This is a genomic window from Pseudomonas salomonii, from assembly GCF_900107155.1.
GTDB classification, from domain to species: Bacteria; Pseudomonadota; Gammaproteobacteria; order Pseudomonadales; family Pseudomonadaceae; genus Aquipseudomonas; species Aquipseudomonas salomonii.
This window is the reverse complement of record NZ_FNOX01000007.1, coordinates 21,522-43,095: the sequence shown is the minus strand read 5'-3', so window position 1 is coordinate 43,095 and position 21,574 is coordinate 21,522. Positions and strand designations below refer to the sequence as shown.

The 21,574-nt window shown below is 62.1% G+C and carries 16 protein-coding genes; 3 read left to right on the top strand and 13 right to left on the bottom strand.

Annotation, left to right across the window (positions count from 1 at the left end; all coding sequences use genetic code 11):
* Positions 1 to 45: 45 nt before the first annotated feature.
* Positions 46 to 1,446, top strand: a complete 1,401-nt coding sequence (locus tag BLV67_RS16640) for an aminoacyl-tRNA deacylase and HDOD domain-containing protein (RefSeq protein ID WP_069787136.1) — start codon at positions 46 to 48, stop codon at positions 1,444 to 1,446.
* Between the two features lie 389 nt (positions 1,447 to 1,835).
* The gene (locus BLV67_RS32550) at positions 1,836 to 2,594 is read left to right on the top strand and encodes a hypothetical protein (RefSeq protein WP_139114127.1); all 759 of its coding nucleotides are present in this window, start codon (positions 1,836 to 1,838) and stop codon (positions 2,592 to 2,594) included.
* 59 nt (positions 2,595 to 2,653) lie between these two features.
* Here BLV67_RS32550 and BLV67_RS16630 read toward each other — a convergent pair whose 3' ends face one another.
* From BLV67_RS16630 to tagH, 13 genes are all read right to left on the bottom strand, one after another.
* Positions 2,654 to 3,034, bottom strand: coding sequence for a helicase (locus BLV67_RS16630; RefSeq protein WP_065931911.1), 381 nt, complete (start codon positions 3,032 to 3,034; stop codon positions 2,654 to 2,656).
* Between the two features lie 125 nt (positions 3,035 to 3,159).
* The gene (gene tagQ, locus BLV67_RS16625) at positions 3,160 to 4,086 is read right to left on the bottom strand and encodes a type VI secretion system-associated lipoprotein TagQ (RefSeq protein ID WP_065931912.1); all 927 of its coding nucleotides are present in this window, start codon (positions 4,084 to 4,086) and stop codon (positions 3,160 to 3,162) included.
* A gap of 84 nt (positions 4,087 to 4,170) precedes the next feature.
* The gene (locus BLV67_RS16620; RefSeq protein WP_065931913.1) at positions 4,171 to 5,883 is read right to left on the bottom strand and encodes a formylglycine-generating enzyme family protein; all 1,713 of its coding nucleotides are present in this window, start codon (positions 5,881 to 5,883) and stop codon (positions 4,171 to 4,173) included.
* Positions 5,876 to 7,060 (bottom strand): ABC transporter permease, encoded by a 1,185-nt coding sequence (locus tag BLV67_RS16615; RefSeq protein ID WP_069787137.1) that lies wholly within the window; start codon positions 7,058 to 7,060, stop codon positions 5,876 to 5,878. The genes BLV67_RS16620 and BLV67_RS16615 overlap by 8 nt, the downstream gene beginning before the upstream one ends.
* The gene (locus BLV67_RS16610) at positions 7,060 to 7,764 is read right to left on the bottom strand and encodes an ABC transporter ATP-binding protein (protein ID WP_069787138.1); all 705 of its coding nucleotides are present in this window, start codon (positions 7,762 to 7,764) and stop codon (positions 7,060 to 7,062) included. Before BLV67_RS16610 ends, BLV67_RS16615 begins: the two co-directional genes overlap by 1 nt.
* Entirely contained in the window at positions 7,764 to 10,742 is a 2,979-nt protein-coding gene (locus BLV67_RS16605; protein ID WP_069787139.1) for a serine/threonine-protein kinase, read from the bottom strand. Before BLV67_RS16605 ends, BLV67_RS16610 begins: the two co-directional genes overlap by 1 nt.
* Positions 10,739 to 11,458 carry a PP2C family protein-serine/threonine phosphatase gene (locus BLV67_RS16600; RefSeq protein WP_056860853.1) on the bottom strand — a complete coding sequence of 240 codons (720 nt, stop codon included), beginning with the start codon at positions 11,456 to 11,458 and terminating at the stop codon, positions 10,739 to 10,741. The genes BLV67_RS16605 and BLV67_RS16600 overlap by 4 nt, the downstream gene beginning before the upstream one ends.
* Positions 11,459 to 12,112, bottom strand: coding sequence for a type VI secretion system-associated protein TagF (tagF, locus tag BLV67_RS16595; RefSeq protein WP_065931917.1), 654 nt, complete (start codon positions 12,110 to 12,112; stop codon positions 11,459 to 11,461).
* The gene (tssM, locus tag BLV67_RS16590) at positions 12,109 to 15,609 is read right to left on the bottom strand and encodes a type VI secretion system membrane subunit TssM (protein WP_069787140.1); all 3,501 of its coding nucleotides are present in this window, start codon (positions 15,607 to 15,609) and stop codon (positions 12,109 to 12,111) included. The genes tagF and tssM overlap by 4 nt, the downstream gene beginning before the upstream one ends.
* Positions 15,606 to 16,895 (bottom strand): DotU family type VI secretion system protein, encoded by a 1,290-nt coding sequence (locus BLV67_RS16585; RefSeq protein ID WP_069787141.1) that lies wholly within the window; start codon positions 16,893 to 16,895, stop codon positions 15,606 to 15,608. The genes tssM and BLV67_RS16585 overlap by 4 nt, the downstream gene beginning before the upstream one ends.
* Positions 16,896 to 16,901: 6 nt before the next feature.
* A complete protein-coding gene (gene tssK, locus BLV67_RS16580) occupies positions 16,902 to 18,236 on the bottom strand; it encodes a type VI secretion system baseplate subunit TssK (protein ID WP_065931920.1) in 1,335 nt (444 codons plus the stop codon).
* A gap of 18 nt (positions 18,237 to 18,254) precedes the next feature.
* On the bottom strand, positions 18,255 to 18,764 hold the full coding sequence (gene tssJ / locus BLV67_RS16575; protein ID WP_065931921.1) for a type VI secretion system lipoprotein TssJ: 510 nt from the start codon (positions 18,762 to 18,764) through the stop codon (positions 18,255 to 18,257).
* Positions 18,765 to 18,820: 56 nt separating this feature from the next.
* Positions 18,821 to 20,149 (bottom strand): type VI secretion system-associated FHA domain protein TagH, encoded by a 1,329-nt coding sequence (gene tagH, locus BLV67_RS16570; protein ID WP_069787142.1) that lies wholly within the window; start codon positions 20,147 to 20,149, stop codon positions 18,821 to 18,823.
* A gap of 393 nt (positions 20,150 to 20,542) precedes the next feature.
* Between tagH and tssA the strand changes: the two genes are divergently transcribed.
* Positions 20,543 to 21,562 (top strand): type VI secretion system protein TssA, encoded by a 1,020-nt coding sequence (gene tssA / locus BLV67_RS16565; protein ID WP_069787143.1) that lies wholly within the window; start codon positions 20,543 to 20,545, stop codon positions 21,560 to 21,562.
* Positions 21,563 to 21,574: the final 12 nt, after the last annotated feature.

The following is a 21,574-nucleotide window of genomic DNA, read 5'->3' as shown; positions in this document are numbered from 1 at the left end:
TCAAGCTGGTTATACTCCAATGACTGTAAGAAATTGGATCAGGCCATGTCAGAAGTCGCCCTCGCCACAGCCCCACTGACCGCCCCGCCGGTCATTCGGGCTCTGCTCGCAAAGCTCGCCATCCCTTACACGGAAGTGACCGAACACGCCGGCCTGAATCCCGCACAAAAGGTCCAGGCGGTGCTGCTGGAAGATGCCGTGGGCGCACTCATGGTGCTGTTCCCCCAGAGCCAGTTACTCGACCTCAACCGCTTGGCAGAACTCACCGGCCGCCGCCTCACGGCCGTGTCGCCGGACCGCATCGAACGCATGCTGGCCAAGCACGACTTGAGCCTGTTGCCGGGCTTGCCGGCGCTGACCAGCTCGCCATGCCTGTACGAAGGCAGCCTGCTCAGCGAGCCAAGCTTGTTGGTGCACTCCGGTGAAGCCGGGCTGCTGCTGGAAATCGCCAGCAGCGATTTCAAGAGCATGCTCACCAAGGCCAGTGCCGGGCACTTCGGCGAACCGCTGAGCAACATCCGCCCCAACCTCGACCGCCCCAATGATGACCGCGAGGAAATCACCCAGGCGATGCAAGCGTTCACCGCACGTCGTATCCAGCAGCGTCTGGAAGCGACTATCGAGATTCCACCACTGGCCGACACCGCACAGAAAATCATCAAGCTGCGCGTCGACCCCAACGCCACCATCGATGACATTACCAGCGTCGTCGAAACCGACCCGGCCCTTGCGGCCCAAGTGGTGAGCTGGGCCGCGTCGCCGTACTACGCCTCGCCGGGCAAGATTCGTTCAGTCGAAGACGCCATCGTGCGCGTGTTGGGCTTTGACCTGGTGATCAACCTGGCGCTGGGCCTGGCCCTGGGCAAAACCCTGAGCCTGCCCAAGGATCATCCGCACCAGTCCACGCCGTACTGGCACCAGTCGATCTACACCGCCGCCGTGATCGAAGGCCTGACCCGCGCCATGCCCCGCGCCCAGCGCCCGGAAGCCGGCCTGACGTACCTCGCCGGCCTGCTGCACAACTTCGGCTACTTGCTGCTGGCCCATGTGTTCCCGCCACACTTCTCGCTGATCTGCCGTCACCTGGAGGTCAACCCGCACCTGTGTCACAGCTATGTCGAACAGCATCTGCTGGGCATCAGCCGCGAGCAGATCGGCGCCTGGCTGATGCGCTACTGGGATATGCCGGACGAACTGTCCACCGCCCTGCGCTTCCAGCACGACCCGACCTATGACGGGCAATATGCCGAATACCCGAATCTGGTGTGCCTGGCGGTACGCCTGCTGCGCAGCCGTGGGATTGGTTCCGGGCCGGATGAAGCCATCCCGGACGCCCTGCTGGAACGCCTGGGCCTGAGCCGGGAAAAGGCTGAAGAAGTGGTCGGTAAAGTGCTGGATGCCGAAGTGCTGTTGCGCGAGCTGGCATCCCAGTTCAGCCAGGGATAAGTCTGCCGCCTGCTGCATAGCTTTCGCAGGCAAGCCAGCTCCCACACCTGACCGCGTTCCAGCGTTGGAATGCAGTCAACTGTGGGAGCTGGCTTGCCTGCGATGAATACAACTCGGTCTGCCTGAAAGACTCGCGTTAGCAGGACACCGCAGACGATATGCCATTGATATCGCCTTCGCACAGGGTTCGACCCTGAAATAAACATGAGATCGACCCCCTCTCGATATGATTTTTCCAATGCAAGAAAAGCGAACAATAGTTTTATATTTTAAACTCGCGCCTCACCGTAACAACTTGAAGTTAATATATGCAGCAACATATAACGTTGAACTGATCACCCCTTCCGACCCACATAGCGAATGTGCCCAATCCGTACCTGGAGTTTCTTATGAACGTCACTTCGCCCTTTTCATTTACGCCTTCTCCTCCACTATCTCAACAGCCCAAACCCCCGCAAGAAAATTTTGTAAAGATCGTACATGATCGCGATTCAAGCGGTCACATCGTCTCTATTAGCGTCACTGAAAACCAGGCCGACATCAGAATTAAAAAAGAACTCGACGGAAGACTGGTTGCCTTTATAAATGGAAGACCACATGCGCTGGACGTTCCAAACTCTGGCAGCAGCACCCTCAACATCACCACAGGCCGCTACAAAGATCGTATAACGATCGACGACGACGTTAGGGTCACCGCTAACGTAAAATCCGGAGCCGGCGACGACTTTGTACAAACAGGTGGTGGCTTTGCCAACGTGGACACAGCAGACGGCGATGATCACGTACAACTCAGCACCGGGGGAGGTTATGTAAAGGGCGGAAACGGCAATGATAGACTGTTTGCGGGCAGTGGCAAAAGCGAACTTCACGGTGAAGGCGGAGAAAACTTTTTTACCACCGATATACCCACGCACAACGCAGGAAACACTCACATACGCTCATCGGGACTCCGTGACACGATATTCGCTCGCGCAGGCGAAGTAGACATTGAGGTTCGGGCAGGAAACGCTAAAATCCAGGTAAACAAAGAAGCAAGTGTTAAGATCAATCTTTATTCAGACAGTATCGGTAGCGAGATTACCCTCAAGGGTCGAGATACTGCAGCGCACATTTCCAAGCGAACTAAAACAAAACTTATTCGTGAATAAAAATACCTTTCCTGGAAACAAGCGTTCGGGGCAATCGCTGCCCTGAACACCGACAAGAACTAACGTATTGTCTTTTTACGCGGCTTCAAATACTTGGTCAGCCCCTGGAACCAAATCACCAGCGCCGGGTTGCCCTTGATCTGGATCGACTTGTCCTGAATCCCCGTCATGAACGCCAGTTGCTTGTTTTTCGCCTGCATCGTGGCGAAGCCGTAGGCGGCATCTTTAAAGGCAATGGCAAACGCGGGCGACGGGTGAACACCTGAACGGCTGGTGATGCGCTGGTCTTTGACGATGAAGTGACGGGCAACCTTGCCGTCGAGGGTCTGCAACTGGAACGCCAGGTCTTTGTCACCCAGCTGTTGCTGAAAGGCAGGATTGGTGCGGCTGGCTTTGCCCATCATCAGGCCCAGCACCCACAGCAGAAGACGAAATTTCATGCACACAGCCTCAGTGTATTTATTAAGTGGCCGCAGCAGTGTAACGATTTACCGGCAGAACGCCACCGATCTCGCGCTTTAGCAGGAGATCGGCAGGCGTTTAACGCTTATAGCAACAATATTACTTAAACGTTAGGGCACGGCACTGGCGCCCAGTCGGCCAGGTTCGGATCGCGGCAGGTGCCTTCGATCTGCGCCTTACCGGCGCTGGCCACCTGCTTGCTTTCAGCCTGCTTGGTTTGCACGGTCTGAATGCTCTTCTCGGTGGTCACCGCTTCTTTCGGCACGGTTGGCAGCACCGGTTTTTTGGCGACTTTGGCAGGCGTCTTGCCCTTCTTCGCCGGCACCACCTGCGGCGTCGTGTCGGCCTGGGCCACGGTCACCACGTCAGCACGCTGCACACCCACTTGTTTCAGGTCTTGCTCGTAAGCCTGGGTGTAGTTGTTCAAGTCTTCGCTGGCCTTGCCGTTCACGGCAACGATCAGGTCATTGGACTCTTTCAAGCCCGCCACGATTTCCGCCAGGCGTTTGCGGCCTTCAGTGTCGTTGACGGTCTTGGCCTTGCGATCATTCACCAGCTTGGTGAACGCGCTCTGGTAGCACTGCTGGGATGCCTTGGCATACGCGGTGCTGCGGTCGATGTCAGAGGCGCTCTTGTTGAAGTCGGTGGAGTACGACGCGATGCGCTGGTTGTCATCGGTGATCTGCTTCTGACGCTCGGTGTAATAACCTGCTGCGCCACCCGCCAGGGCACCGCCCGCTGCACCGATGGCGGCATTACGGCCGCGCTTTTCGGAGTCGCCGGTCAATGCTCCCAGCAATGCACCGCCGGCTGCGCCCAGGGCGGCACCCGTCACGACCGACTTGGTCATGTTCGAATCGGTTGCACGCAGGTGCTGCACCGGCTCGTAGCAGTTAGGGTAGTACTCGACCTTGGTGCTCGACGCGACCTTGGAGGCCGGCGACGTGGCGCAACCGGTCAACACGGTGCTGAAACCGGCTGCGATCAGCAGCAGGTGACGCTTGGAAACCGCCTTACGGGAAAAAAGCATAGGTGTGTTCTCTGTTAAGTTTGACTTGCCCAGCACGGCCCACCGCCGACTGAGTCCCTTCCAAGCTCGCCGCACAACCAACGGTCAAGACCGCTGACCGCTCGCTGCGAGCAGTTCCTTCAAGATCGTTGCCGGGTCGGCCCGCTGTTGCTTGCGGTAGTTGCCGACATGGCGAACGAACAGTGTCGCGCGCGTCACCAGGCTCTTGCCGAGCACTGGCTTGCGATCCAACTCTTCCTTGATCCTTTGAAACTGGGCCTGGATCACCGCATCGGTGTAACGCGTGCCGGTGGCCAGGTTGTCGATGTAAATCGCCACCGCGCCGTCGAGGGCGCTGCGACCATTGGTGATGGCCATGTCGAACAGTTGCGCGCTGGCCTCATCCTTATTGTCTTTGGCCTGTTGGCGGCTCTTCTGCAGGTTGGCCAGGCGGATGTTGTAATTGCTGATGGTCTCGGCCACCAACGCGGCCGACTGGATCAGGTTGCCCGCGGCTTCTTCGCGCTGCTGGGCGATCAACGAGACGTTGCGTTTGAGCTCTTCGTTGACCAGGCCGAGTTCGGCTTGCAGTTTTGGGTCGACACTGGCGGCGATGATGCTGTCCAGGCGCTTGGTTGGGTCCTGGGCGTCATCGATGGCGTCAGTCAGCGAAGCCAGGCGGCCTTCTTTCTGCCACTGGGCGAACAGCTCCTTGTAGCGCGAACGCGGCGCCGACAGCGCGCCGATCGCTACGCGAAAACCGGTGGTTTCGTTGCTTTGCTCGGTGCCGTCAGCGGCGAATAACGGGTACTCGCGGCGCATACCGGTAAACAGCGTGCCCTCGCCTTCCAGGTAGTTGCCGCCCTTGACCACGAAGCCACCGTAGGTGCCCTGACGACGCCCGGCGTGCACCAGTTGGAAGGATTCCTGGACCATTTCCGCCGCGTTGCCGATCACATCGAACAGGCCGATAGGGTTGGGCAATTTGGTGCCGATGGGCATCAAGCGCGCTGCCTGGCCAGTGCCGCCAGCGACCTGGTTGAACACTGCGTAGTCACCCAGCGGGCCATCGCTTTCGCTGCCTTCGACGCGGCGCGGGAACAACCGCCCTTCCAGTTCCTGACGGCTCACCGCCTGGCCACCGCGTGCGGCGTATTCCCATTCCACTTCGGTGGGCAGGCGCACAAAACCCAGGCCGCCGTCATCGGCAGAAGAGCCGCGGCCGCTCACCGGCAGCAGCTCACGGTGGTACTTCATCAGCCAGGCGCTGTACACCGCCGAAAAACGCTCCGCTTCAAAGCGCGACAATTTCACCTTGGGCAGGCGCGCAGCCATGCCGGTCGGTGCATCACACGCAGGTGCCGGCTCGCCGCTGGCCAGCGACTGTGCCTGGGACATCACCTGCGCATACTGGCGGGCGGTCACTTCGTACTTGCCGATGAAATACAGCATCGGCTTGAGCGGCGTCTTGGCGTCGGTTTTCGGCATCAATGGCGCGATGACTGTGTTCCAGCCCTTGGGCAAATCCTTGAGCGTGAACTGGCCGTTGATAAAGTCGCGACGGTAGCCGGAAATAAACGACTGCTGATAACCCGCCTCGCCTTCGGCAAAGGGATAACCGAGGCTGATCTCGCGGTCATCCAGCGTGCCTTGGGCCAACACGTAGGCGTAGCGGAACACCATGTTGCCTTCGCAGGGCAGCGGCAGGCTCACGTCATCCGCCAACGGCTTGGGGTTATCAAGTTTGTCACTCGCTTCATCGGCCCAGGCCAACGAGGCCAGGCTCAGTGCCACACAGGCGCCCAGTAACTTATACATCTCTGATTCCTTCAGAAGCCTGGATACGCGCCACTCGCCAACCGCCGCAGGCCGCCGCCACGGCGCTGACGCCGAGGATTGCGACCAGGGCCAGGGCGTAGTGACGCGCCAACAGGTGACTGGCGTATTCGCCCGCCCCCTGCACAAATAGTTTATTCAAAGCGGCCTCGGCCAGGCCATACAGCCCGGCGCTCAGCACGGCGGCATACCCTGCGCTGTACAGCGCCTGCAACACCACAAACAACAACAGTGCGCCGGTGGAAAACCCCAACAGGCGCAGCACCGACAATTCCCGCCGCTTGCGTGCAACCGCCGCCAGCGCCCCGGCGAAGATCGCTGCAAACGCCCCAACCAAGGCCAGCCCGGCAATAATCCAGAATACCAACGACAGGTTGCGGCTCAACGACTGCACCTGGGCGATGGTCTGTGCCTGGGTCGACACCAACAGATTCTGCCCGGCGAAATACACCCGCAGCGGCTCCACATCAGTCAGGGTGCGCGCGTATAGACGAAACGCCGGGTACACACGCTGCTCGCTCACCCCGACCGCATCCCCGTCCCAGCCCAACGCCAATACGGCACGGCCATCGCGGTAATCTTCCGCTGCTTCCAGCAAACCCAAATCAGCAAACAAACCGTCACGGGCGAAGGCTTCCAACGGCAACACCGCCAGCACTTGCAAGCGGGTGCGCTGGGCCTCGACACGCCCCGCCACTTGCCGCGCAAAGCGGGTTTCAAGCCAATCCCCAGGCCGCGCCGCAAGCTTTTCGGCTGCGGTATGGCTCAGCACGATCTGGTCCAGGCCCTTGGGCATCGGCAAACCACTGAGCAACGGGTCACCCGCCGCCGTCGGCAGCATTTCCAACGCCAGTGTGCCCACCTGCGCGGTCGCCGCAATTTGCCGGGTACGCGGCACGGCAAAGGCCACATCGCTGCGCCGACCCAGCTGCCGAATAAATTCGCTGCTGAATCGCCCACCGCCCAATGGGATAATTTCACGGGTGGCCGGATCGGTCTCCAAGCGTTCGGTCAAACTGCCAACCAGTCCAAATTTCAGGCCGAATAACACCAGCAGCGGCGCGATCACCGCCACCAGCGCCAGCACCGAACAGGCCGACAGCCAGGCATCATTGCGGAAATCCCGCCAGGCCAGCGAGGCCACCACGCCGATGCGCATCAGCACACCTCCCCGAGCGTGGCCGTGACGCCGCCGTCAGGGTCGCGGCGGCAACCGATGCGCCGTACCTGCAAGCCGCTGGCGCGGGCCAGGGGTTCGTCATGGGTGGCGATCACGCAGGCGGCACGGTGTTCGCGGGCCTGGGCCAGCAGCGCCTGCATCACGCGCTCGGCATTCAGCGGGTCCAGCGACGCGGTCGGCTCATCCGCCAGCACCAGCTGCGGCGCATGGGCCAGGGCACGGGCGCAACTCACGCGCTGGCGCTGGCCTACCGACAGGTCCGCCGGTTTCTTCGCCAACTGGTCACTGATCTCCAGCTGCCCCGCCAGGCGCGCCACGCTGCCGTCATCTTTCAAACCCAGCAATTGCCGCGACAAGGCGATATTGCTGCGCACATCGAGAAAACCCAGCAGGCCACCGGTTTGCAGCACATAACCCAAGTGCCGGCTGCGCAGCGCAGCCAGGGTAGATTGCTGATCGGCACGCCATAGCCCGCCGATATCGGTGTTGTCGAATTCAAACTGACCGGCCTGATCCGGCGCCAACACCAGCGCGAGCAAATCCAGCAACGTGCTTTTGCCGCAGCCGCTGGGCCCGACAATCGCCAGTTGCTCACCGGCACGCAGCTGCAAGGCCGGAATCACCAGGCTGTAACGCTGGCTGCCCGTGCCCCGGCTTTTGTGTACCGCGCTCAAGTTCAGCATTACGGCAGCGTCGACAACGGCACGCGGTACAACGCATCGCCCGGCTCGGCATCGCCGAAACGGACCCAGTTGGCCACATCATTGTGAAAGGTTTCATACAGGCGGATTTTCGAATCCAGCTCGTCGATAAAGTCTTCCTGCTCGGCCACACTCAGCGACAACCACAAGTCCTGGGTCATGTTCAGCGACTTGCTGCGGTACGGCAGGCCTTCCAGGTACTCACCGAGCAGGCCGCCATCGGCCAGGTTACCGCCCTTGCGCAGGGCCTGCGGGTCACGGCTCATATAGGCCGAAGCGCTGGCAATTTCCTGGAAGAAATCCTTGGGCGATGTTTGGGTTTTGCGCGCGGCATCCACGATCAGTTTCAGCGATTGCTGCAGGTCGTTGAGCTGCAATTTGGTGAGCATCACGCACACCTGGAACGCCGGCAGCGCCGGGTTGGTCAGGTCGCGATCGGCGGTCCAGGCGCTGACCAGTTGCGGCGCCTGGCTCGCGGTTTTACGGCCAAGGAAGTCCATGTGCATGGCGTAGCCGACTGCTGCGGATTTGTCCGCCAGGCTCGGCGCGCTGCTCAGCAGCGGCACCGGTTGCGGTGTGTCGCTGCGAACCTGGTGCACCAGGTTGGCGAACACTGTACCAATCTCATCAACCCGCTCGCCCAGCTTGTGTACATCACCACCAGGCACCGGCGTGTAAAGGTCGCCGATCTGCGGATTGGCGTCGGCGGTGAGCACGCGGTACTGGGTTTCGGCACCGGCGTGGGTTTTCTTGCCGGCATCGGTGCGCAGGTGCAGGGCGTAAATCTTGATCTGCTTGCCGAGTGCCGCCTGACGCACTTCGGCTTCGTTCATCTGGGTGGCGGCGAAGGGGTCGTTCTTGCGCAGCGCGCCGGCATCGGTGACCAGCAAAATGATGCGCCCGCCGTAGCCGGACCAGTCCATGCCATCGACCGCCTGCATCACCCCGGCAAATGCATCTTCGTTGAACGAATGGCTGGACACCGTTGACGCTTTGACCTGACGCGCCATGTCGAGGAAACGTTGCGGGTCGCGCCCCTGATCAAGGGTAATAAGCGTCTTGGCGACGTATTCCAAACCGGGGGTTTTCTTGATGCTGTTGCGAAACCCCACCAGCCCGAAGCTCACGCTATCAAGCTCGCCGCGCTCGGCAATGCGGGTTTGCAACTCATGCACCACATCGCGAACCTGGTCGATGTAAGGCTGCATCGAAACCGTCGTGTCGACCACCAACACCACCGCCGTGCGGAAAGCGTCTGCAGCGATCGCTTTGGTAGCCGGCTTGGCCGCCGCGCTGCCCGGGTCGATGGACGCCACATTGAGCAACTGCACCGGCTGGCCGTTTTCGTCGAAGCTCTCTTTGGAGTCAAAAATCGGCAGCAGGTAAAACTGGTTTTGCGGCACGGCGCTGGCCGTCGGCTCAAGCGCCAGCACCTGTTGATTGTCTTCGTGGTTCTTCTGCGCCTTGGCCAACACGTTTTTGGCGGCGGCGGGATCAGCCAACAGCTTTTCCACCTCAGCCGGTTGGCGCAGGAACATCACCGGCGCGCGGCCCGAGCGCTCGGTGAACTTGAGCACCAGGCTTTGCTTCCAGTCGCTGACTTGAGCGGCGGGCAACCACCCATCGCTGCGCCCATCGGTAGCGGCGCCGACGCGCACCCACGGGCTGCCGTCGATGTCTTTGCGCTGGTAAACATAGAGCACCGAAAACGCCGGCAGAGCTTCGCCTGCTGCACCACCGGCATCATGGGAGAGCTTGGCGCCCGGCTTGCTGAGCACGCGCTGGAACAAGGTCTTTTTGCCCGCCATCAGCAACGGCCGCTGGCCGCCATCCGCCTCAGCCACTGCCGGCTTTACCTGCGGCGGTGGTGAGGTTTTGGGCACCACGGCGACAGGCGGTTTGGCAGGTTCATCGCTGCCGCTCAGCCACCAGTAACTGGCGCCACCAATGGCCAGTGCCACCGCCACGGCCACGGCGGCCAGGGCCAGCACCGGGCCACGGCGCTGTTCGGACACGGCGCGGTGTTGCGTCGGCGTCACCACCGGCTGACGCACCGGTTGCGGCTGGGGTTTGTCGGTCGGAATGTCGATGGACACCGGCGTCATTCCGGCCAAGTCAAAACTCAGCGGAATCGGTAACGGCCGTACCAACGTGGCTTCCGGCGAGTCTGCGGGCAGTTGGTCCAGCGCACGCAGCAACGCCGCCGCATCCGGAAAACGCTCGGCGGGGTCTTTGGCCAACAGCTTGCGCAGCACGTCCTGATAACGGCCATGGTGCACCGGCAGTTCCGGCAGCGGCTCGGTCAGATGTGCCAGCGCAGTGGACAGCGCATCAGTGCCGTTATACGGCAGCTTGCCAACCAGAATTTCGTAGAGCACCACGCCCAGCGCATACAGGTCGGCGCGGCCATCAATTTCCTGGCCTCGCGCCTGCTCCGGGCTCATGTAGCTCGGCGTGCCCACGGCAAAGCCGGCTTGAGTGAACTGGGTGCGATCGTCCAGGGACTTGGCGATGCCGAAGTCCGACAGTACGGCGGTGCCGTCAGCGCGAAACAGAATGTTCGCCGGTTTGACGTCGCGGTGCACCAAACCCTGCGCATGCGCATAGCCCAACGCCGAAGCGATCTGGCGAATCAGCGTCACGCCCTGCTCCGGCGTCAGGCCGGCGGCGATGCGCTCTTTGAGCGTGCCGTTGGGCAGGTATTCCATGGCCATGTAGTACAGCTCACCGACATTGCCGATGTCATGGATGGTCACCGTGTGCGGATGCGACAGGCGCGCCAGGGTCTTGCCCTCGCGCAGGAAGCGCTCGCAGAAGCTCGGGTCGGCCGCCAGCGCCGCGGCCATCACCTTCAAGGCCACCTTGCGCTCCAGCGAGCGCTGGGTCGCCAGGTACACGCTGGCCATGGCGCCTTCGCCGATCTCGCCTTCGATGTCGTAGCCCGGGATCACAATGTTCATGGCGAGACCTTCACGACAATGGCAGTGATATTGTCCGGCGCGCCGCGATTGAGCCCCAGGTGCACCAGGCTGCGCACGATTTCATCCGGCGCATCATGGCCCAGCACTTCGCGGATCTCATGGTCTTCAACGGTCTTGTTAAGGCCATCGCTGCACAGCAGGTAGCTGTCGCCGGGGGAAATCAACAGGTCAGCCACCGCCACTTCCAGCTGGGCCTCCACGCCCACCGCGCGGGTGACAATATTGGCACGGGGATGCACGCGCGCGTCGGCTTCGCTGAGCAGGCCGCTGTCTTGCAGGTCCTGCACGTAGCTGTGGTCACGGGAAATGCTCTCCAGCTGCCCCTCGCGCAGGCGGTACAGGCGACTGTCGCCGGCCCATAAACACACGCCACGCAGGCCACGTGCGGCAAGCACCACCACAGTGCTGCCCATCATGCTCACGCCACGGTTAGCGGTTTCTTCGCGCACCGTGGCGTTGATGCGAATCAGGTCATTGCGCAAGGCAGCCGAGTATTCATCCAGTGAGCGCCCCACCGACACATTGCGCAGGCTGTCGACGATCAGGCTGCTGACGTAATCACCGGCCGCATGCCCGCCCATGCCATCGGCCACGACCCACAGGCGGTTTTCCGGCAGGTCCAGGCACGCGTCTTCATTAACCTGACGCACCATGCCCACATGGCTTTTGCTCGCGGATTTAAACGTCGCCCCCATCTACACCACACCTTCTTGTCCGAGCAAAAACTGCGCAAAATCGCCGGCAGCCGGCAAACCCTGGCACCGCAATAAACCGGGTGAAATACGTTGTGAGCCACGGCCCCACCACAGGCTGGCACCTTCACAGGCCTGCTCGGCCAGTGCGGTCATGCGGCTGTGGGGCACAGTGGCGGCGACCCGTTGCAGGCCCGCGAAGCGACTGTCGACCGCGCGTTGCTCACTGGCCGGAAGGCCCAGGCTGTCGACGCCATCGTTGAAACGTTCGAACGTGGCGTCAGTATCCAGGGTGCTGAGCAACAGCTCTTCAGCCTGCTCAAACCACGTATCCGGGCCGCCCACCAATGACGCCGGGTTAGTGTCGTGATCAAGCAACGCCACCACGGCCAACGGGAAATAGCGCCCGACCCGATCAATACTCGGCATCACCACACCTGTCGCAGCGTCCGGCCCGCACACGCCCGGTGCCAGCACAAAACGCCACAACGGGCTGACCAGATAGACGTTGAGCCAATCGCCGCCCAGGCTGTTCTGGCTGGCGAGCAAACCGGCGGCCAGCCAGCTGTCCCACGGGCCGATAAAACTCTGGGGCAAGGCGCGGCTGACAAAGTCGCCGCGGCTGGCCAACTTGCCGTAGAAGCCTAGCGTGGTCATAGCCGCTCCGGCAGGCTGAAGCCACTGAGTACGCGGCTTTTGAACGGGTTGAAGGCGCTGTTGGCGCGCAACTCGTAGGCGATGCTCGCGCCATCAACCCGCAAACGCAGGTTGAAACGGTCCGGTGAGTTGCCGGCACTCAGGTCCGATTGCTCCAGCAGGCGGAACCACGCCCACGGGCCGTCCAGGGTCACGCCGGAACGGCCACTGGCTGACGGAGGCATGATCGAAATACGCACCACGCCAATGCTGCCGGGGTTGGGCCATTGCATCGCCACCGGGCGGCTTGGGCCGTGGTCGTAGCTCAGTTGCTGGCCGTCGAGGTCGAGCAGGAACTGGGTGATGGTCGGGTCCATCGACACCGGCTTGAGCTCGAAACGCACGATCGGCTGGGTGCCCCCCGATCTGAAGAACGCGTCACGAATAGCCGCCGCACGCTGGAAGGTTTGCAGCACGCCCGGTGCAATCCCGAGCTTTTGCGCCGCGCCCGGCTGCCAGCGCCAGGTCTGCGTGGATGTATCCACGTAAGGCTGCAGGTATTTGCGGAAGTAGTTATCCATCACCCCGCCCACGCCGAAGAACTGGCCGAAGTCATCCAGCGTGGCGTCCCGCGCGCTGCCCGGCGACATCGGATAACGGCCTGCCAGAGACTGGCGATACACGTTGACCACTTCACTCACCCACGCCGCATTCAGCTGGTTACGCACCCCGCCCATCATGCTGTTGGTGGTGGAGTTGACCACCGACTTGACCATGCCCTGCACCAGCGGGGGCTGGCGTTCGGCATTCAAGCTGACCCGCGTGGCCGCAGCCGCCGCCTGGTTCTTGGCCTCGCCGAGCAAGGCGTCGCCACTGGCGCCGACCATGGCGCTGACTTGCACATACAGCGCGTTCATGTCCGCCAGCAGGCCGTCGATGGCCGCCGGTTCGCCTTCGTTTTTGCTGACGATGCTATTGAGTTCGGCAAAGTGCGCGGTCACCGGATCGTCCGCCGCTTGCGGTGCATTAGCGCTTGGTTGCTCCTGGCCGAGCAGGCTGCCGAGGCGCTCCTTGAGCTTGTCGACGCCGCCTTCCACCGGCACGCCTTTGGCGGCCAATTGGCGTTCTTCAGCTTGCAGGTCGGTCTCCTTGGCTACGGCTACCAGCAGCTTTTTCAGCGGCGAAGTGGGGCCGGAAATCACCCGCAGCACATCGGCCGCCTGGGCCACGCTGGTGATCGGCACAAAGTCGATGTCCGCGAGCAAAGCGTCCCATTGGCGCTGGTAGTCCTGGAAGTACAGGCGGCGCACGTCGGCGGCCAGGCTTACCACGTTCTGCTGATCGGCTTGCTCACGGCCCAACACCCATTGTTCTTCCGCGAGCGTGCCGGTCTGGTTCAGGCTGCTGAGCAGGAAGGCCTGACGATAGCCTTTGGCAGTGAAGAACCCACTCAACGGCTCGCCCAACGGCTTGCCGCTTTTACGGCTGAACACCAGCGCGGCATCGCGGCCGGCGGCTTCGTTGAGGCGAAAGTCGGGGATACCCTCGGGCAGCTTCTGGCGCTTGACCCGGTCGTACACGCGTTGCGCCACCGGCAGCTGTTGCAGTTGGCGACGCAGGTCATCGATCAAGCGTGGGTCCAGCCGCGCATTCGGCGGGTGGCGGTCGAACAGCGCCTGCAAGTGCCCGTTCAACGCCTGGCGCTGATCGGCCGGCAGGTCACGCGGCAGGTTGCGGTCCCAATCCAGGGCGACCCAGGCTTTGATGAAGTCCGGGTCGTAGTGCTCGTTGTCGGCGAGCATCAGGTAGGCCTTGAGGCCTTCATAAAGGAAGTCGGAATTGCCGCCGCCATGCAGTTGCTCTTCGATGCGCGTGACCAGGCGTGGCGCGAACACGGCGATCAACAGCTTGCGGTAGACACTGGCAGATTCGGCTTCAAGCATATCGCCCTGATACAGGCCCAGGCCTTCGGACCAGCTCGGCGAATCGCCCGCGAGGTTCTTCACCGCATTGAGCAGCGGCAACACTGCCAGCACTTCACGCTGCGCCGGGCTGAGGTTCTGTACCGTCTGGCCGAGCGGCGCAACCTTCTGATCAACCTGGGCGATATACGCCTGGTTGGCGCGATAACTTACCCACCACAGGCCACTGACCACCACCACCAAGGCGACGGTAGCTGCCAGCACACCGCGTGCAATCCACTTGCGGCGGCGCTCGACTTTCGGGTTTACACCCACCAACCCACGCTCGGCAAACGCCACGGCGGTGAATAATTTTTCGATAAAATAACTGCGCCCGGTGCCGCTCTGTCGCGCCAGGTGCTGGCGGTCCAGGTTCATGCTCTGGGCCATGGCGCCGATCAGGCGATCAATCGGGCTGCCTTCCTGGGTGCCGCTGGTGAAGTACACACCGCGCAGCAACACGCGCTCTTCGAAGGCGTTGGGTTTGAACACGCCTTCGAGGAAGCTTTGCAGGCAATCTTTCAACGCGCCGAACTGCTGCGGGAAACCGTAGATCAGGTCACGCCGCGCCGGGTCACGCTCCTGTTGCAGGCGTTCCACCAGCCGTTCGTTCAGGCGCTGCTCAAGACCGGCAAATTCGCTTTGCAGATGGGCCAGTGGGCTGTCACTGTTTTTGCCGTCGTCCAGGGCGAAGGTCATGCCCCACACCTGGGCGCGGTCTTCCTTGCTCAGGTTGTCGAAGAACTCCATAAAGCCCGGCACCAGGTCGAGCTTGGTCAGCATCAGGTAGATCGGGAATCGCACGCCCAGTTGGGTGTAAAGCTCCTGGATCCGCAGGCGAATTGCGGCCGCATGGGCGGCGCGTTCGGCATCCGTACCGAGCAGCAGATCCGAGAGGCTGATGGCGATAAACGCGCCATCAATCGGGCGACGCGAACGCTGCTTTTTCAGCAGATCGAGAAAGCCCAACCACGCAGCTTTATCCACTGTGGAGTTACTGTCCTGGGTGGTGTAGCGGCCGGCGGTATCGAGCAAAACGGCCTGGTCGGTAAACCACCAATCACAGTTACGCGTGCCGCCAACACCGCGCACCGCACCGGCGCCCAACTGTGCAGCAAGTGGAAAGTGCAGGCCGGAATTGACCAGCGCGGTGGTCTTGCCCGAACCCGGCGGGCCGATGATCACGTACCACGGCAGCTCATAGAGATTGCGGCGCTCATCACCACCGAGCTTGGCCTTTTTCAACAATGCCAGGGCTTCGTCCATGCGCTGGCGCAAGGTCGACAACTCTTCGGCGGTGGCGACGCTGTTGGGGTCGGCCGGGGTTTCGGCGGCGAGGCTGCGCATCACTTCGGCGGCCTGGCGGCGCGCCTGGATAATGCGCACTACGCGGTAGGCGATCCACAGCGCAAACACCAGGATGATCAGCGCCCAGCGCCGCCCTTCCGGCACCAGCACATCGAGCAACGGCCCCACAAACCAGATGATCAGGCTCAGGGCAATCAGGCCCAGTACGGGGATCACCCAGCGAATCATAAAACTGAAAAACGCCTTCACTCGACGCCCTCCGCCAATACGGTGATTTCAACCCGACGATTACGGGCACGGCCTTCGGCAGTAGCGTTGGTCGCCACCGGCTCGGTGTCGCTGCGGCCTTCGGCACTGAAGCGATCCGCCTGGCCGGTCTTGGCCGCCAGAATCTCCAGCACCGATTTGGCACGTGCTTCGGACAATGCCCAGTTGGACGGGAAACGCAGCGTGGCAATCGGGCGGTTGTCGCTGTGGCCGGTCACGCGGACCTGGCCCTTGACCTTGCGGATGGCGTCAGCGATGCGCAGCATCAGCGGCTCGAAGTCATCGCGGATGCTGGAGCTGGCAGACGCGAACAGCTCATCGCCGCGAATCGTCACCACGGAACGGTCGACCTTGTCTTCCACCGCCACGCGGCCCGCCTTGATGTCTTCCACCAGGAAGCCGGCCAGGCGCGGCCGTTCGATGACTTTAGGTTGCGCCACCGGGCGGTCGATGGCCTGCACGGGAATCTCGCCCAGGGCATGGATATTCTTGAACACCGGTTCCGCATCCGACGCCAGCTTCATGCGCAACCCAAACAGTAACGCCAGCAGCAACGCCAGGCCGATGGCCACGGCGATCCACGGCGGCATGAATTGCGCCAGGCGATCACGCGCCACACTCACCCCGCGCCAATGCGGCGACAGCTCGCGTTCGTGCTCGCCACGCGCACTGCGAATCGCTGCGGCGGTGCGTTCACGCAAGGCTTCCAACTGGCTGCGACCGTCATTCATCACGCGGTAGCGGCCTTCAAAACCCAGGCACATGCACAGGTACAGCAGCTCCAGCAGGTACAACCGCTCGCGTGGGCTTTGCAGGCAATGGTCGAGCAACTGGAAGACCTTTTCACCGCCCCAGGCTTCGTTGTGCACGGTGATCAACAAACTCTGCTTGCCCCAGTCACTGGTACTGCCCCAGGGCGTGCTGAGCACGGCTTCATCGAGCGCCGTACACAGCGCGTAACGCGCCAGCAGCACTTCGTTGCGCGCCACACCGGCGGCTTCAGCACGCTCTTCGAACTGGCGCAGGTAGGCCAGCAACTGCGCACGCAGGCTGGCCGGCGCTGGGTGGGCGATGGTGTTGCGCAGGCGCGTCAACAACGCCAGCAGCGGCCCGGCGGCGCTTTCCAACGGGTTCAGGCCTTGGCTTTTGCCGGTGAGGATCGGCGCGGCCGGCATCGACAAAGGCGCCGGTTCCGCACGTGCGGGAGCAGGCTCCCGGCCACCCGGACGCGGCATGAACTGAGTGCGGTCATCATCATTGGGATGCATCGCCAATTATCCTCGGATCGCCCAGAAGGCCAGGTTCAAGCCCGGGAACTGCCCGGCGATGTGGAAGGCAAACCCGCCGGAGTTGTTCAGTTGCTGCCAGTGCTCGCTGCCACGGTCCAACTCGTAATAGGTGCTGCCTGCGTGGTAGGGGATCTGGCGTGGCGCGACCGGCAACGGCAGCAGGCCGATGCCTGGCAGTTGCAGGTTGACCATGTCGCGGATGTGCTCCACCGAACCGACTTTGCTCTGCTGGCCGAAGCGTGCGCGCAGGGTTTCGCCGGGCACGTCGGCGCGGACCACGAGGATGAAACTGGCACTGTCGAGCAGGGTTTTGTCGGCGAGCATGGCCACGTGGATGCCGTAGGCTTTTTCCACAATAGGGATCGGCGTGGCTTTGCTGTCGATCAGCATCGACAAGGCTTCACGCAATGCTGCCATCACCGGGGCAAAGCTCAGGGCCAGGTCATCATGTTGGTATTGCGGGTATTCCTGCGGGCGCCGGCCCGTGGTGGAAAACGTGGCGAACTCACCCGCCAGGCTCACCAACTCGCTGAAAAGCCGCTCAGGGTGCAGCGGGCTTAACTGGCTCAAATGCTGGATCAGCGGCTGCGCCCGGTTGACCAATTGCAGCAGCATGAAGTCGGCAATTTCCGAAGCACCACCCGCACCCGAGGCGACCACGCGGCCCGCCAGGGCTTCGCCGCGCTGGTGCAGCAGGCCGAGCAGTTCGCTGCGAAAGGCAGTCAGTGGTTTGCTCGCGGCCACGTCCAGCACCGGCGGGATGTAAGTGTCATCGAGTACCAGCGCGCGGTCGGCACGCTTTTCCTTGATGCGCACCAGGCCGATGGCGGCGTAGTCACTGATGCCATCCTGCGCAGTCAACAGGCGCAGCGCTCGGGAGCCCACGGCCACTGGTGCGCGGTTTTCAAACGGCGCGTTGTCGTCGCGCACTTCGCGCACCTGGCTTACGTAGCGCGCCGCTTCCAGCGCTTCACCTTCATCCACCGTGTCTCGCGCACCGGCGCGCTTGAGCGGCAAGGCCAGGTACACCAGGCCGTCGCGCAGGTTGTCGTCGATATTCAGCGGGCTCGGCGCCAGGTCGTCCTGGGGAATGTTGAACGGCGTGCCGTCGGGCAACAGGCCACGCGCCGACACGATCGCCAGCTTGCCCTGGGCCAGCAGGCCCTGATCGATCAGCAACTCGGAAAAGCCCCAGGCACCGGCGGACAACGGGCGGCTGCGCGCGTCGATGAGGTTTTCCAGGTAACGGTCATGCTGCTGGAAGTGCTGCGTTCCGATGAACATGCCTTCCGACCAGACCACGCGATTGTTCCAGGACATGGGGGCTCCGAGGGTTTCTTATTGGGCAGGGCTGGATGGGGGAACCACGACGTCGGCGCGCACGGCACGCACATCGAGGCTGATCTGATATTCGGTGTATTGGCGCGCCGGAACAGTGAGCACCGTGCGCCATTGCGCGCGGTCCAGCTCGCGATAGCCCACCAACAAACCGATCTGGCGTGTGGAGGGGTCAAGGTCGCGCTGGATGCTCAATTGCTGGCCGGGCTGGATCATCACTTCATCCTGGTCCAGCAGGTCCAGGCCAAGGGTGGATTGCGCGCGATCGGCCAAGGCGAAGTAGTCGGACCGACTGAAGGTGGCGGCATTTTTCAGTTCGAAAATGCGCACCCGTACCGGAGCGGCCTGGCCGTTGGCGCCGGGGTTTAGCCCGGCAATGGCGTGAAAGTGCAGCTCGACGGCGGCAGTACCCGCCTCGGCTTCAGCGGCAGCCTCGGGTTTGACCGCGTCCTTGGCACACGCCGTCAGCAGCAGCGCGGTGGCGGCTGCGAGTAAAAACCTGGGAATCATCCTGCGTCCTCAATGACGTACTTAGCTATCCGTTTTATCCATTATTGCGGCGCGTTTTAGCGTCGCTGTCGTGCGCTGTGTTCTTCGTATGCCCGGCTGAATTCGCGACCGAACAGGTCCTGGAAATCTTCCTGGGCCTCACGGGAAATATTGCTGTAGAGCTCGGTGAACTGCTGCCAGTACTGCGCCTGGCGCGAACCGTTGAACAGGCTCGACAGCCCGGCGGGCTTGCCCATGCGCTCTTCCAGCTGTGCCGGTTCAAAACGTGTGAGCAGGTGTTTGATCGCCGCTTCCACACCGGCCATCACCGCCAGTTGGTGGGCGCGCAGGTCATCGAAACTGTCGCGCACGGCAACGTCCGGCGCCATAAACGCTTGGTTGCCATGACGAAGCAGCAGCAACAAAGCTTCGTCAGCATTCGGCGCAAATTTCAACGGGTTGTTTTCAGCCGGCTGGATCATCGTCTGCTGCATGCGGAACTCGCCTTTGAGGCTGGCGCGGGCACGCAACACGTCGATCAGGCCTTCGACCATCAGGCGGTAGCTGCGGCCGATGCTTTCCATTTGCGCTTCGGCTTGAGCCTTGTCGAGGCGCAGTTGGTCCAGCCCGGCGCCGCGCAGGAACGCCTGGAGCAGGTCGGGCTGCGAGGAAATGTCCCGGGCGGCCGGCTGCATGATTGGCGCGAGGGGCGGTTCAACGGGTGCAACCGGCTGGGGAGTTGCTACGACTGGCGCTGGCGTGTCGCCGAACAAGTCCCAATCTTCAGGAATCACCGAGCCTGCCACTGCGGGCTTTTCGACCACAGGCACCGCGACCGGCGTTGGCGGACGAAAATCGTGCTGCTCGCTGGGTACGTGGTCCGCCACGGTTGGCGGCGGCACGGTGGTCGGGGTGAGGAAGTCGAACAGGTCCGGCAGCGTGTCCATCGACGAGGCGCCCTGGAACTGCGGCGCGATCACAGGCGCAGGTACAGGTGCAGGCTTGTTCGCCACCGCGCCCATCAGCGCTTCAAAACTGTTCGCCGAATCGCCGCTGAACGGCTGGCTATCAAGCGCCTGCACGTTGAAGTCGATACGCGCCTGGATCTCGTAATCGCCGATGCGGATCAACTCGCCATCTTGCAACGGCTCGCTGTTCCCTCTACGCATCCGGATGCCGGCGTTAACCAGCTCCACTCCGTTTGTACTGTTATCGGTCAGATAGTAACGGCCATCTTTGTATTGAATCACGCAATGCTGCGAGGAGACTAACCGCTCTGGATCAGGTAATACCCAGTCATTGTCGGAATTGCGGCCAATAGCCATCACGCCCTGATCCATGGACTTTTCAGAGCATTGCCCAGGGGTAATCTTGTGATAACTAGTGATAGTCAAACACAGCGACATCTTGCCTCCTTGCTGATACATCGCGCGCGGTCTATTCCAAGGGAGGGCGTTTCCCGTAAACGCCCTGCCAAGTCGTGCAACAGACCGTAAAATCTGCTTTTGTCAGCATGATCGCTGATCTTAACCGGCTTCTGTGACAAAAATCCTGTCTCGGGGCGCCGTCAGACCCGTCAGTCGCGCAGTGTGTTAAACACCGCACATCTGTCACAGAGGGCGAGTAGCTTACCTTGACAACGCGTAACTACTACACCAAAAATGCACAACTTCTTGAACATAAGTGATGGCACCATAGTGGCACGCTGAGTATATGACCAAGAAAACATGCAAAGTTCATTGCGCAACTAATGCATGCGTTGCCTGGCATCTAACGGGCTGATAAGGAGATCGAATCAAGTGGATGTGCCGTTGCTGCTCGCCGCCGTTTCCGCGACTTCGCCCTGTGGTGAAGACCTGGAATATGACGCGCAATTCCTTCAACTGGAACGTGACGCCAAGGGCCAGCCCGAGCGCAGCATGGGCGACTCGATTCTGCCCGCCGAACCACCGCAATGGCGCAGCATCCAGCAGCAAAGCCTCGATTTGTTGCAACGCAGCAAAGACCTGCGCATCACCCATTTCCTGTTGCAAAGCTCCCTCGCCCTCCAGGGTGTGGCCGGGCTTGCCGAAGTCCTTACGTTGATCAACGCGCTGCTGCGCGAATACTGGGCCGACCTGTACCCGCGCCTGGATGCCGACGACGATAACGACCCCACCGTGCGCATCAACGCCCTGTCCGGCTTGACCAGTGACGCGACCATTCGCCTGCTGCGCGAGAGCATCCTCACGCGCTCGCGCACGTTCGGGCCGGTGAGCCTGCGCGCGGCGCTCAACGCCAGCGGCCTGTCGAACTTCCCGGATGAGCAACTCGGCGCGCAGCAACTCAATGCCGCGTTCCTCGACAGCGACGCCGAACACCTGCAAGCCACGCGCGACGCCTTGAGTGCCGCGCGTGCCGCCTGCGAGGCCATCGAACAACAGGTCAGCGACCAGGTCGGCTCGGCCCAGGGCGTAGACCTGAGCCTGTTGAAGCAACCGCTCAAGCAGGCGCTGCAGATCCTCAATCAAGCCGTACCCGACCCTGCAGGCAGCAGCGAACCCGAGGCCGTCAGTGAAGACAATGCCCCCTCGGTCGATTTCGCCGCCGCCCCCGCAGCACCGCGCCCCACGGGCGACATCGCCACCCGCGATGACGTGCTGCGCAGCCTCGACAAGATCCTTGCGTACTACACCCGGCACGAGCCTTCGAGCCCGCTGCCGGTGTTGTTGAACCGGGCGAAGCATCTGGTGCACGCCGACTTTGCGGCCATCGTGCGCAATCTGATCCCCGACGGCATGTCCCAATTTGAAAACCTGCGCGGCCCGGAAAGCGAGTAAGCCGCCGGACTG